An 11,897-nucleotide genomic window follows, 5' to 3' on the forward strand; every position below is an offset into this window, starting at 1 on the left:
GCGAGGCCCCCCACCCGGACCTGCGGTCCGACCTCCCCACAAGGGGGAGGTAGGGTTTTGCGCTAGGCAGCGCAGACTTCGCGGATCGAGCTTTCCAGAATGTCGAGCGCCTCGTTCATGACATTGTCCTGGATGGTGATCGGAGCCAGGAAACGGATGACGTTGCCGTAGACGCCGCAGGTCAGCAGGATCAGCCCCTTGTCGAGCGCCTTCAGCCGGATCGCATTGGCGATCTCGGCCGACGGCAGGCCCCTCTTGACGTCGTTGAGCTCGACCGCGTTCATGAAGCCGAGACCCCTGATGTCGACAATCTCGGGCACATCGTCGCGGATCGACTGCAGCCGCTGTTTCAGCCGGGCGCCCAGCGTATTGGCGCGGTCGCACAGCTTTTCGTCCTCGATTACGTCGAGCACGGCGTGTGCTGCGGCGACACCGATCGGGCTGCCGCCATAGGTGCCGCCGAGCCCGCCAGGACCGGGCGCATCCATGATCTCGGCGCGGCCGGTGACCGCCGCCAGCGGGAAGCCGCCGGCCAGGCTTTTCGCCATGGTGGTAATGTCGGCCGCGACCTCATGATGATCCATGGCGAACATCTTGCCGGTGCGGGCAAAGCCGGTCTGCACCTCATCGGCGATCAGCAGCATGCCGTGCTGGTCGCAGAGCTTGCGCAGCGCCGTCAGGAATTCGCGCGGCGCGTCGTAGAAGCCGCCCTCGCCCTGGACCGGCTCGATGATGATGGCGGCAACGCGAGCCGGATCGACATCGGCCTTGAACAGTTTGTCGAGTGCGACCAGCGAATCGGCTGTAGACACGCCGTGCAGCGGCACCGGAAACGGCGCGTGGTAGACGTCGCCCGGCATGGCGCCGAAGCCGACCTTGTAGGGCACGACCTTGCCGGTCAGCGCCATGCCCATGAAGGTGCGGCCGTGGAAGCCGCCGGCAAAGGCGATGACGGCTTGGCGGCCAGTGGCGTTGCGGGCGATCTTGATGGCGTTCTCGACCGCTTCAGCACCCGTAGTGACGAAGATGGTCTTCTTCTCGAACTTGCCGGGCAGCATGCCGTTCAGCCGTTCGGCCAGCCTGACATAGCTCTCATAGGGCACGACCTGGTGGCAGGTATGGGTGAAGCGGTCGAGCTGTGCCTTGACCGCCTCGATCACCCTGGGATGGCGGTGGCCGGTGTTGACGACGGCGATACCGGAGGAGAAATCGATGTATCGGCGGCCTTCTACATCCCAGATCTCCGAATTCTCGGCGCGGTCGGCATAGATCTGCGTCGTCATGCCGACGCCGCGCGAGATCGACTGGTTCTTGCGCTCAGAAATGGCTGCGTTCTTCATTTCGTCCCTCATCGGGCCGACGCCCGTTCTCGTTAGATGAATGCCAAGGCCTCTTCTGACCTTATTTCACGTTTTCCTCAAGTTGGCACCGCCGCCGGGCGATTGGGCCTGTCGTCGATGCGGGCCACTTCGACAGACCGGTCTTAACCAGCCGACCGATACACGTACGGGGCAGTCCGTGACAGCTCACCCGTCACCGGGAACGGCGAAGCGATCCCGCTCGCCGCGGTGGCGAACTTCCGCTACGACCTCGAACAGCCGACGGTGTGGCGGCGCAACCGCATCCCGACGATCACCGTTCGCGCAGGCCTCGTTGGCGACGTGCTGCCGGCCACCGTCGTCAACGAATTGAAGCCGTCGGTCGACGCCTTCATCGCCAAACTGCCGCCCGGCTATTCCGTTGCAACCGCCGGCTCGGTCGAGGAAAGCGCCAAAAGCCAGGGACCGATCGCAGCGGTGGTGCCGCTGATGCTGTTCGTGATGGCGACCATCCTGATGATCCAGTTGCAAAGTTTTCAGCGCCTGTTCCTGGTCGTGGCGGTGGCGCCGCTCGGCCTGATCGGCGTGGTCGCGGCCCTGGTGCCGAGCGGCGCACCGCTCGGCTTCGTCGCCATTCTGGGCGTCCTGGCGCTGATCGGCATCCTGATCCGCAACTCAGGTGATCCTGATCGTGCAGATCGAGGATCTGGTGGCCGAGGGCCAAGACCGCTGGGAAGCCGTGATCGAAGCGACCGAGCACCGCATGCGGCCGATCGCGCTGACGGCCGCGGCCGCCAGCCTAGCGCTGATCCCGATCGCGCGCGAAGTGTTCTGGGGCCCGATGGCCTACGCCATGATGGGCGGCATCATCGCCGGCACGGCGATCACGCTGCTGTTCCTGCCGGCGCTTTATGTGACGTGGTTCAGGATCAAGGAGCCTAAGCAGGGGGACGAACCATCTGTTCCGGAGAACGGCGAACTGGCGCAAGACCCCGCTTAAGGCTTTGCCGGATCATTCGTTATCGTTAGAGGGTTCGGGGCGCGATTTCGCTCGCTGCCATGGCGATGATTTTGACGTCCGCCAAGCATGCCAGCCTTTTGGCAAGTCGGCCAATGCCAGGATGCTTTCATCCTGCTGCACCACCTCTTGCAGGCCAACGAGCATTATCTCGCGTTCATCCCAATCTCAAGAGTCGCTGCTATAGAATTGCCAACTGCCCCCTTCATCGTTGTAGTTCTCGTCATCGTCAGCTTCATGCACAACGTATGCGATCCAGTCGCCCCGTTTGAATATGCTCTTGTCCGATAGCACCGCGACATTGGGCGGATCTGCAAACTTCCATTCTTCCATGGAATTCCCCAAGCGATTATTCTGCGGAACAAACTAGTTCACGCCGTCCGAACAAACCCCTCGCTCGCCCTAAGCAAATTGCGTGTGTAATCCTTCTCCACGCGGTGCCCGATCAGCTGGCCCGCCGTCAGGTTCTCCACCGCTTCGCCATTCTGCATCACCATCAGGCGCTCGCACATATGGGTGATGATGGCGAGGTCGTGGCTGACCATCAGGAAGGTCAGCTTGCGCCGACGGCGAACCTCTTCCAGCAGGTTGAGCACTTCCGCCTGCACCGAAGCGTCGAGCGCCGAGGTTGGTTCGTCGAGCAGCAGGATCGACGGTTCGAGGATGAGCGCCCGCGCGATCGCCACGCGCTGACGCTGACCGCCGGAGAGCTGGTGCGCGTAGCGGAAACGGAAACCGTTGCCTAATCCGACCTCGTCGAGGGCGCGCTGGATGCGTTGCTCGCCATCGGCAAAGCCGTGAATGGCGAGCGGCTCCTGTAGCAGGCGGTCGACGGTCTGACGCGGGTGCAGCGAACCATAGGGGTCCTGGAAGACCATCTGCACTTCGCGATAAAAAGCCTTGTCGCGGCGCGCTCCCAGCGTCTTGCCATTGACCGTGATAGTACCGGATGCGACAGGCACCAGGCCGGCAATGGCTTTGAGCAGCGTCGACTTGCCGGAACCGCTCTCGCCGACCAGGCCGAAGGATTCGCCGGACTTCACCTCGAGGTTCGCCCCTTTCAGCGCGCGAAAACGGTCGAACACCACCTCCAGCCCTTCAATCGAAATGGCTGGCGTCATGCCGCCCACTCCGGCTTGCGGTCGAGCACCGGCAGCGGGTGGCGTTCGTAACCGATCCTGGGCATGCAGTTGAGCAGGCCGCGCGTGTAGGGATGCTGGGCGTCGCGCAGCTCCGACGCCTTGAGCTGCTCGACCACCTTGCCGGCATACATGACGATGACGCGGTCGCAGAAGGAGGCGACCAGCCGCAGATCGTGCGAGATGAAGATCAGACCCATGCCGCGCTCACTGACCAAGCGGTCGAGGATGCCGAGCACATCGAGCTGAACGGTGACGTCGAGCGCCGAGGTCGGCTCGTCGGCGATCATCAGTTCCGGTCCGGCGATCAGCATCATTGCGATCATGGCGCGCTGGCCCATCCCGCCGGACACCTCGTGCGGATGCAGGTCGAAGACACGCGAGGGATCGCGGATCTGCACAGCTTCCAGCATGGCCAGCGCCCGCTCGCGCGCTTCGGCCTTGGAGACCTTTTCATGCGTGCGCAGCGTCTCGACGATCTGGCGGCCGATGCTCATCACCGGGTCGAGCGAATATTTCGGATCCTGCAGGATCATGGCGATGCGTTTGCCGCGCAGCGCCCGGCGCTGGCGGGCGGGTATGTCCAAAAGATCGATGCCGTCCAAGGCGAGCTTCTTGGCCGAAACCAGAGCCTGCGGCGGCGTCAGCCCCATGATGGCGCGGCCGGTCTGCGACTTGCCGGAGCCGCTTTCGCCGACAATGCCCAGCCGCTCTCGGCCGAGCGAGAAGGTGACGCCGCGCACCGCCTGGATGAGGCCGGTCCGAGTCGGGAAGGTGACGCGCAGGTCGTCGACATCGAGAAGTGCACCGCTCATTGGTCACCACTCATTGGTCGCCACTCCGGGGATCGAGCGCATCGCGCAGGCCGTCGCCCAGCAGGTTGAAGCCGAGACTGACGATCAGGATGGCGAAGCCGGGCGCGCCGGCCACCCACCATTGGTCGAGCACGAAGCGACGGCCGGACGCGATCATGGTGCCCCATTCCGGCAGCGGCGGCTGCGCGCCGAGGCCAAGGAAACCGAGGCCGGCGGCGGTGAGGATGATGCCGGCCATATCGAGCGTCACCCGGATGATCAGCGAAGAGATGCAGAGCGGCATGATGTGGCGCAGCACGATGCGGAACGGCGAGGCGCCCATCAATTGCACCGCCTTGATGTAATCGGAATTGCGCACGGTCATCGTCTCGGCCCGCGCAATTCGGGCGTAAGGCGGCCACGAGGTGATGGCGATGGCCAGCACCGCGTTTTCGATGCCGGGGCCAAGGGCCGCGACAAAGGCCAGTGCCAGGATCAGCTTGGGGAAGGCGAGGAAGATGTCGGTAATGCGCATCAGAATGGCATCGGTCCAGCCGCCGGCATAGCCGGCGACGGTGCCGACCAAAAGGCCGATGGGGGCTGCGATGACAGCGACAAGAATGACGACATAGAGGGTCCAGCGCGAGCCAAAAAGAATGCGCGAATAGATATCGCGGCCGAGATCGTCGGTGCCGAACCAATGCGCCGCACTCGGCGCCAAAAGCCGGGCATTCTTGAGTTCGCCGATGGTCGGCGAATAGGGCGCCAGCACATCGGCAAAGGCTGCGACCAGCAGCAGCGCGATGATGATGAGCAGGCCGAGAAACGCCAGCCGGTTGGCGGAAAAGCGCCGCCAAGCGACGTAGGCGCGGCCGAGCCGTGCCTGCATGCGCGAGGCCGGCCGATCGCTGAGCAGCCAATCGCGGCGCGTTTGGATTGCTTCGGCGCTCATCCTGTCTTCGTCCTCGGATCGAGCACCTTGTAGAGAACATCGGACAGGAGATTGATGCCGATGAACACCGAACCGATGACGATGGTGCCGCCGAGCACGGCGTTCATGTCGGCGTTCTGCAGCGAATTGGTGATGTAGAGGCCGATGCCGGGCCAGGAGAACACCGTCTCGGTCAGCACCGAACCTTCGAGCAGCCCGGCATAGGACAGCGCGATCACCGTGACCATCGGCACCGCGGCGTTGCGCAGCGCATGGCCCCAGATGATTCGCGTTTCAGACAGGCCCTTGGCGCGCGCGGCGACGATGTATTCCTGCGACAGCTCGTTCAGCATGAAGGAGCGCGTCATCCGGCTGATATAGGCGAGCGAGAAATAGCCCAGCAGCCCTGCCGGCAGGATGATGTGGCGGTAAGCGTCGTAGAAGACATCCCACTGGCCCTGCAGCGCGGCGTCGAGCAGGTAGAAGCCGGTGATCGGTGTGAATGTGTACTCGTAGACGATGTCGAGGCGGCCGGGAAAAGCCACCCATTGGAGCTTGGCGTAGAACAGGACAAGCCCCAAAAGCCCGATCCAGAAGATAGGCACGGAATAGCCGATCAGGCCGACAATGCGAACGATCTGGTCGATGAGACTGCCACGTTTTACCGCTGCCAGCACGCCGAGCGGCACGCCGAGCAACGAGCCTATCAGTGTGCCCAGCGTCGCCAGTTCGATGGTTGCCGGAAAGGCGCGGCGTATGTCGGTCATCACCGGATTGGTGGTCAGCACCGAGGTGCCGAAATCGCCGTTCAGCGCATGTTTGAGATAGATATAGAATTGCTCGATCAACGGCAGGTCGAGCCCCATCTCGCGGCGCGTGCGCTCGACGACATTGGCCGGTGCGCGGTCGCCGAGCACCGCCAGCACCGGATCGATCGGGATGACGCGGCCGATGAAAAAGGTCACCGCGAGCAGGCCGAGATAGGTGGTGACGGCGATGACCAGGAAGCGGCCGATCGCCAACAAGATAGCGACGGCGCGGGCGCTTCCCTGCCCCGCCGTCGCCTGGTTTTCAATCGCGCTCATCAGGGCGCGTCCGCCGGCGCTATTCCTTGGAGACCGGGCCGACAAAGTTGGTGTCGAAGCTCGGGCCGAGCGCAAAGCCTTTCAGGTTTTTGCGCAGGCCTGCCACTTCCAATTGCTGGTGGATGATGACGAAGGGGCTGGTGTCGAGGATCGTCTTTTCAAGGCTCTTGTACATATCGGCGCGCTTGCCGGCATCCTTCTCCAGCAAGGCTGCTTCGGTCTGCTTTGTCAGGTCCGGAATGTCCCAGGCATTGCGCCAGGCCAGCGTCTTCGTCTTGCCTTCATCCGAATTGTCCGGGTTTGAGGCAAAGGTCTGGGCGTTGGAGTTCGGATCGAAATAATCCTGGCCCCACTGGCCGATATAGATGTCGTGATTGCGGGCGCGGTATTTGGTCAGCGTCTGCTTGCCGTCGCCGGGGATGATTTCCAGCTTGATGCCGGCCTGGCCAAGCGTCTGCTGGATCGATTCTGCCATGCCCGTTGTCGGCTGTCCCGTGCGTACATCCATGGTTACGCTGAAGCCGTCGGCCAGGCCGGCCTTGGTCAGCAGTTCCTTGGCCTTGGCGACGTCGAACTTGAACGGATTTTCGTCCAGTTCGCCCAGCACGCCCTTGGGCAGGAAGGTCTGGTGGATCTCGCCAATGCCCTTGAGGATGGTCGTGCTCAGCGCATCGTAGTCGACCAGATATTTGAACGCCTGGCGAACCTCGGGCTTGGCGAGGTTCGGATTCTTCTGGTTGAGACTGATGTAAAAGACCGTGCCCTTCGGCGCGCTGGTCGTGGTGAGATCGGCATTCTTGGCGATGGCGTCGAGATCGTTCGGCTCGAGGTTGCGGGCAACGTCGATGTCGCCTGCTTCGAGCGCCAGGCGCTGCGCCGAGCTCTCCTTCATGTTGCGGTAGATGACGCGGGCGAGCTTGGCCTTCTCGCCATTGTAATTGTCGTTGCGCTCGAGCACGACGACCTCATTGGCCCGCCATTCGCGCAGCTTGTAGGCGCCGGAGCCGGCATAACCGGTCTTCAGGAAGGCGTTGCCGAAATCGTTGTCCCATTTGTAGTCGGCACTCGGTGTCACCGCGGCGACATGTTCCTTGACCAGCTTTGCGTCGACGACCGAAGCGACCGTTGCCGACAGGCAGTTTAACACGAAGCTCGGCGCATAGGCTTTGTCGACGGTGAATTGGAAGGTGGTATCGTCGACGGCCTTGGCCTTGTCGGCAACATTGTCGCCGTTGATGCCGAACTGGTTGATGATGAATGCCGGCGGCTTGTCCAGCTTGATGGCGCGCTCGAAGGAATAGGCGACATCGGCCGCGGTCAGTGGATTGCCCGAAGCGAACTTTAGGCCGGGCTTGAGCTTGAACGTATAGACCAGACCGTCGTCGGAAACGGTCCAGCTCTCGGCAAGGTCGCCCTTGACCTTGGAGGTGTCGCTGAGGTCGAGGCGGACCAGTAGATCATAGGTGTTGCCGGTGACTTCGGCGGTCGACAGTTCGAACGCCTCGCCCGGATCCATGGAGATGATGTCGTCGATGGCGAAACCTTCGACCAGCGTGTCGGCGGGCGTCACGGCGAAGGCGGGCGCAACGCCAATGAGCAGAGCGGACATGGCAGCACCTGCGAGCCAGACGCGCGAACGTAGAGCAAACTTTTCCATCATCATGATGATTGTTCCCTGTTTTGTTGATTGTTGACCCCGAGTTCCCGGCTCAGGGCTGCAGTAATTTTTTTCGCGGCCGGAGGACGACCGTTAGACCCATACCGTGTTGATTTTTTTCCAGTTGGTCAACACCCTATCCGGCAGCCCTCCAACCGGCAACGGGCATTTTGCGAGCCGGCATACTGGACCGGAATATGCTGTGCGCGTCGAAGCATGGGCGAGCCAATTGCAGCCGCCGATGGGGAAAAATCTGCTCTTTTCGGTGTTACTTGATGGCAGCAACCAGATCGGCGTCGGGGAAGCAGGTGGCGGGGCGGCCATTCTTTTCCTGCCAGCTGCCGATCGAGCGGCGGGTCTTGAAGCCGGGCAGGCCGTCGGCGCTGCCGATATCGTAGCCCTTGGCCTCCAGCGCCCGTTGCAGCGCGGCGATGTCGGAACGATGCAGGCCGCCAACCGCACCCCAGCTGCCGACGAAATCAGCATCGCCATGGGCGATGCGGTCAGCGCCATGGCCGATGAACAGGGCGTACAGGTCGCTGGTGTTGTACTGTTTCAGCACGTAGAAATTGGGCGTGGCGATGAAGGCGGGGCCGCTGCGTCCGGCCGGCATCAAAAGGAATCCTTCCGCTTTCAGTTCGCCGGCCGGAAAGGCTTTGCCGCCGACGCGGCTGATTCCCATCGCCGCCCAGGCTGAGATTTTCTTGCCCTGGTCGGGACCTTCGAGCGAGCAGGAAACGCTTTCCGGCACCGTCACCTCGAAGCCCCAGCCACGCCCCTTCACCCAGCCATAGTGGACGAGATAGTTGGCGATCGAGGCCAGCACATCCGGCGTCGAATTCCAGATGTCGGGGTGGCCGTCACCGTCGTAGTCGACGGCGTGCTTCAGGAACGAGGTCGGCATGAATTGCGGCTGGCCGAGCGCGCCGGCCCAGGACGATTTCATGGCGCCGACCGGCGCCAACCCATGCTCGACGATCTCGAGCGCCGCCAGCACCTCGGTGCGGGAGAAGTCCTTCTTGGTCGACATGAATGCCTTGGTGCCGAGCACCTCGAAGGCGTCGTAGGGCATTTTCGCCGCGCCGAAGCCGGTCTCGCGGCCCCAGATCGCCAACAGTATCTCGCCCGGGACACCGTAGCGCTTTTCGATCGCAGCCAGCGTCTTGGCGTTGGCCGCCTCGCGCGTGCGCCCACCTGACGTGACGGCGCGCACCGTCTTTTCGGCGAAATAGGCGCCGGGCGAACCGAACTCCGCCTGATGCTGCTTCTGCGGCGTGTTGGGCTTTTCGCCGGGCAGGACGAGGTCGGGCAGTTTGAGGTTCGGCTTCACGCCGTCGAAAGCGGCGTCGAAGGTGGATTTGGAGATGCCTTTGGTCTGGGCTTGCGGCCAGAGATCGGTTTGCAGCCAGGCGCGGAACTGGTCGTCGATTTTGGCGGCGGAGGCGGGGGCTACGAAAAGCAGGGCAACAAGGGATGCGAGGAGCGCAACGAGCGCCAATCCGAAAGATCCGCGTTCTGTCGCGCCCCCCTCTGTCCTGCCGGACATCTCCCCCTCAACGGGGGAGATTGGCTGTCGCTTCGGTTTTCGCCAACCACCAGCGTTGAAAGAAGAATGCCGCCCGAGAAGCTGCTGATCTCCCCCCTTGAGGGGGAGATGTCCGGCAGGACAGAGGGGGGTGTTTGGCGCAAACCTCGAAGAATGCGAAGCTTTCATGTCGCGCATCCCGCCCGCCAATTGCGTCAAAACGCCGTCCGCGATCGCAACGCGGCTGCCAGCGTACCCTCATCCAGATAATCAAGCTCGCCGCCAACCGGCACGCCATGGGCAAGTCGTGTCACCTTGACCTCGAAGCCCGACAACTGGTCGGTGAGATAGTGCGCCGTCGTCTGGCCCTCGACGGTGGCATTGACGGCAAGGATCACCTCCTTCACCTCACCGCCGGCAACGCGGTCGACCAGCGAGCGGACATTGAGCTGGTCGGGGCCGATGCCGTCGAGCGGCGACAGCGTGCCGCCGAGCACATGGTAGCGCACATTCATGGCCGCCGCCCGCTCCAGCGCCCAGAGGTCGGAGACATCCTCGACGACGATCAGCGTCGAGGCATCGCGGCGCGGATCGGTGCAGATCATGCAAGGGTCGGAGGTATCGACATTGCCGCAGGTCGTGCAGATGCGCACCTTGTCGGCGGCTTCAGCCATGGCGGCGGCGAGCGGCGACAAAAGCTGCTCCTTCTTCTTGATGAGGTGCAGTGCCGCACGCCTGGCCGAACGCGGCCCTAGCCCCGGGACCTTGGCCAGGAGCTGGATCAGGCGTTCGATCTCGGGACCGGCGATTCGCTTCGACATCGCACTGATCTAGGATTTTTCCGCGCGCTTTGAAACATGCCGCATACGCACCGAGCCCGCCATGCTGCCATGGCGGGCTTGGAAACTGTTTTAGGCGTCAGTAAGCTGACGCTGGCCGGGTCTGGTCGATAATCATCGCGCCGATAGCGTCGGTATTCTCAGGCGTCGACTGGAAGCCCATCGACGCTTCCTGCGTTGCCGATGGAACCGAGGTGATGTAGCGGGCGTTCAGCGTGCCGCCGAAACGCGAGGCATCGGGCTCGGCCATCGGCTCCTGCATCGCCACCTCCGTCTGCTTGGCGGCGACGCGGGCGCTCTTGGCGGGCGCCGCGGAAGCCGTCACATAGGTCTGCTCGGCCGGGGCACGTGTCGCCTTGGCTGCGCGAACCGCCGCGGCCTGCTTGGCAGGATCTGGACGGACAATGGTCTTCACCACCGGCTCGGCGTAGGCAACCTGCACCGGCGCTTCAGGCACAGGCGCGCGCGGCTGCGCCGAGGCAACCATGGTCGTGGATTCATCCGGCAGCGGCTGCCAGTTGCGACCGCGCTTCTCGTAGAAGGCGTTGCCGCCGGCAACCATGGTGTAATGCATGTTCTTGTAGGGGAACCTCAGGCCGGCGGTGTGGAAGTACATCGTGTTTTTCAGCTTGGCCTTGCGCTCGCCCTTGAGCACCGCATCGGCGGCCTCCTCGACATCGGGCATCGCTTTCGAATTCATCGCCCGCGTCATCACGCCGGGCGCGAACTGGCCCGGTTCGCCAACCACTTGGCAAATGGTGCTGCCATGATTGCCGGAGCGCAGCCGGTTCATCACCACCGTGCCGACGGCGATCATGCCGTCACGGCTCGAGCGGTTGGACTCGAAGAACATCGCCCGCTCCAGACATTCCTTCTCCTTCGGCGTGTTGCGGTAGGCGCGCGTCGAAAGGAAGCTGGGCGTGATGGCGTCGGTCAGACTGGCGACCGACAGGCCGTGCGAAGACGTGGTCTGGCTGCAACCGGCCAGGAACATAGGGGAGAAGATGATGCCGAGCAGAAGCGGCGTCTTCCATCGCGTCGCGATCAACAAAAATGCCTCATTGTCCAGATGCCAGCCCGCCCCGAGATGTGGCAAGAATGAGACTCTTAAAGGCAAAAAGATGGCTAAAGGATTAGCTTTGGTGCAGCATAGGTAAAACTTTATAAATGCCCGGATATGTCCGCGTGAGCAAAGCCGGAGAAAGTCTTAACAACAGCCTCCGCAGCCGATTTCCCTTCATAATCAATTAACTGGTTGGAGCCGGCTCAGAACGGCAATTTCATTCCGGGCGGGATCGGCAAGCCTGCCGTCAGCGCCTTGGTCTTCTCCTGCATAATCTGCTCGACCTTATTTTTGGCGTCATTGTGAGCGGCCAGCAGCAGGTCTTCGAGAATCTCGACCTCGTCCTCCTTGAACAGCGACGGATCGATCTTCAGCGACTTCATTTCGAACTTGCCGGTCAGCGTGACATTGACCAGCCCGCCGCCCGCCTGCCCGCTTGCTTCAATCGTCGCGATCTCGTCCTGCATGGCCTGGAACTTGGCCTGCATTTCCTTCGCCTTGCCCATCAGGCTGAGAAGATCTTTCAT

The 11,897-nt window shown here is 62.7% G+C and carries 11 protein-coding genes and 1 pseudogene; 1 reads left to right on the plus strand and 11 read right to left on the minus strand.

The window, feature by feature from the left end:
- Positions 1-62 precede the first annotated feature (62 nt).
- Positions 63-1,340 carry a 4-aminobutyrate--2-oxoglutarate transaminase gene (locus ACYG9Y_RS21760; protein ID WP_023738174.1) on the minus strand — a complete coding sequence of 426 codons (1,278 nt, stop codon included), beginning with the start codon at positions 1,338-1,340 and terminating at the stop codon, positions 63-65.
- Between the two features lie 195 nt (positions 1,341-1,535).
- Here ACYG9Y_RS21760 and ACYG9Y_RS21765 point away from each other — a divergent pair.
- A pseudogene (locus tag ACYG9Y_RS21765) lies at positions 1,536-2,319 on the plus strand (efflux RND transporter permease subunit); the annotation flags it as partial.
- A gap of 186 nt (positions 2,320-2,505) precedes the next feature.
- On the opposite strand, the gene ACYG9Y_RS21770 reads toward ACYG9Y_RS21765, so the two are convergent.
- The 10 genes from ACYG9Y_RS21770 to ACYG9Y_RS21815 form a co-directional block, all read right to left on the minus strand.
- The gene (locus ACYG9Y_RS21770) at positions 2,506-2,670 is read right to left on the minus strand and encodes a hypothetical protein (protein ID WP_023749158.1); all 165 of its coding nucleotides are present in this window, start codon (positions 2,668-2,670) and stop codon (positions 2,506-2,508) included.
- Positions 2,671-2,708: 38 nt separating this feature from the next.
- Complete coding sequence (locus ACYG9Y_RS21775) at positions 2,709-3,458, minus strand: ABC transporter ATP-binding protein (protein ID WP_023669527.1); 750 nt, start codon at positions 3,456-3,458, stop codon at positions 2,709-2,711.
- Positions 3,455-4,291, minus strand: coding sequence for an ABC transporter ATP-binding protein (locus ACYG9Y_RS21780; protein WP_023669526.1), 837 nt, complete (start codon positions 4,289-4,291; stop codon positions 3,455-3,457). The genes ACYG9Y_RS21775 and ACYG9Y_RS21780 overlap by 4 nt, the downstream gene beginning before the upstream one ends.
- Before the next feature lie 10 nt (positions 4,292-4,301).
- On the minus strand, positions 4,302-5,222 hold the full coding sequence (nikC, locus tag ACYG9Y_RS21785; protein ID WP_023738173.1) for a nickel transporter permease: 921 nt from the start codon (positions 5,220-5,222) through the stop codon (positions 4,302-4,304).
- Positions 5,219-6,286, minus strand: coding sequence for an ABC transporter permease (locus ACYG9Y_RS21790; RefSeq protein ID WP_023738172.1), 1,068 nt, complete (start codon positions 6,284-6,286; stop codon positions 5,219-5,221). The genes nikC and ACYG9Y_RS21790 overlap by 4 nt, the downstream gene beginning before the upstream one ends.
- Positions 6,287-6,305: 19 nt before the next feature.
- On the minus strand, positions 6,306-7,949 hold the full coding sequence (locus ACYG9Y_RS21795) for an ABC transporter substrate-binding protein (protein WP_023738171.1): 1,644 nt from the start codon (positions 7,947-7,949) through the stop codon (positions 6,306-6,308).
- 262 nt (positions 7,950-8,211) lie between these two features.
- Positions 8,212-9,489, minus strand: coding sequence for a lytic murein transglycosylase (locus ACYG9Y_RS21800; RefSeq protein ID WP_023738170.1), 1,278 nt, complete (start codon positions 9,487-9,489; stop codon positions 8,212-8,214).
- Positions 9,490-9,683: 194 nt separating this feature from the next.
- Complete coding sequence (recR, locus tag ACYG9Y_RS21805; RefSeq protein WP_023669521.1) at positions 9,684-10,289, minus strand: recombination mediator RecR; 606 nt, start codon at positions 10,287-10,289, stop codon at positions 9,684-9,686.
- A 97-nt stretch (positions 10,290-10,386) separates the two neighbouring features.
- Positions 10,387-11,355 carry a cell wall hydrolase gene (locus ACYG9Y_RS21810; RefSeq protein WP_023738169.1) on the minus strand — a complete coding sequence of 323 codons (969 nt, stop codon included), beginning with the start codon at positions 11,353-11,355 and terminating at the stop codon, positions 10,387-10,389.
- Between the two features lie 218 nt (positions 11,356-11,573).
- On the minus strand, positions 11,574-11,897 hold the full coding sequence (locus ACYG9Y_RS21815; RefSeq protein WP_023682030.1) for a YbaB/EbfC family nucleoid-associated protein: 324 nt from the start codon (positions 11,895-11,897) through the stop codon (positions 11,574-11,576).

This window comes from Mesorhizobium sp. W050 (genome assembly GCF_054719535.1).

Excerpts from the sequence above, each read along its gene's own strand:
- ACYG9Y_RS21760 (WP_023738174.1), bottom strand. The coding sequence starts at position 1,340 with ATGAAGAACGCAGCCATTTCTGAGCGCAAGAACCAGTCGATCTCGCGC.
- ACYG9Y_RS21770 (WP_023749158.1), bottom strand. The coding sequence starts at position 2,670 with ATGGAAGAATGGAAGTTTGCAGATCCGCCCAATGTCGCGGTGCTATCG.
- ACYG9Y_RS21775 (WP_023669527.1), bottom strand. The coding sequence starts at position 3,458 with ATGACGCCAGCCATTTCGATTGAAGGGCTGGAGGTGGTGTTCGACCGT.
- ACYG9Y_RS21780 (WP_023669526.1), bottom strand. The coding sequence starts at position 4,291 with ATGAGCGGTGCACTTCTCGATGTCGACGACCTGCGCGTCACCTTCCCG.
- nikC (WP_023738173.1), bottom strand. The coding sequence starts at position 5,222 with ATGAGCGCCGAAGCAATCCAAACGCGCCGCGATTGGCTGCTCAGCGAT.
- ACYG9Y_RS21790 (WP_023738172.1), bottom strand. The coding sequence starts at position 6,286 with ATGAGCGCGATTGAAAACCAGGCGACGGCGGGGCAGGGAAGCGCCCGC.
- ACYG9Y_RS21795 (WP_023738171.1), bottom strand. The coding sequence starts at position 7,949 with ATGATGATGGAAAAGTTTGCTCTACGTTCGCGCGTCTGGCTCGCAGGT.
- ACYG9Y_RS21800 (WP_023738170.1), bottom strand. The coding sequence starts at position 9,489 with ATGTCCGGCAGGACAGAGGGGGGCGCGACAGAACGCGGATCTTTCGGA.
- recR (WP_023669521.1), bottom strand. The coding sequence starts at position 10,289 with ATGTCGAAGCGAATCGCCGGTCCCGAGATCGAACGCCTGATCCAGCTC.
- ACYG9Y_RS21815 (WP_023682030.1), bottom strand. The coding sequence starts at position 11,897 with ATGAAAGATCTTCTCAGCCTGATGGGCAAGGCGAAGGAAATGCAGGCC.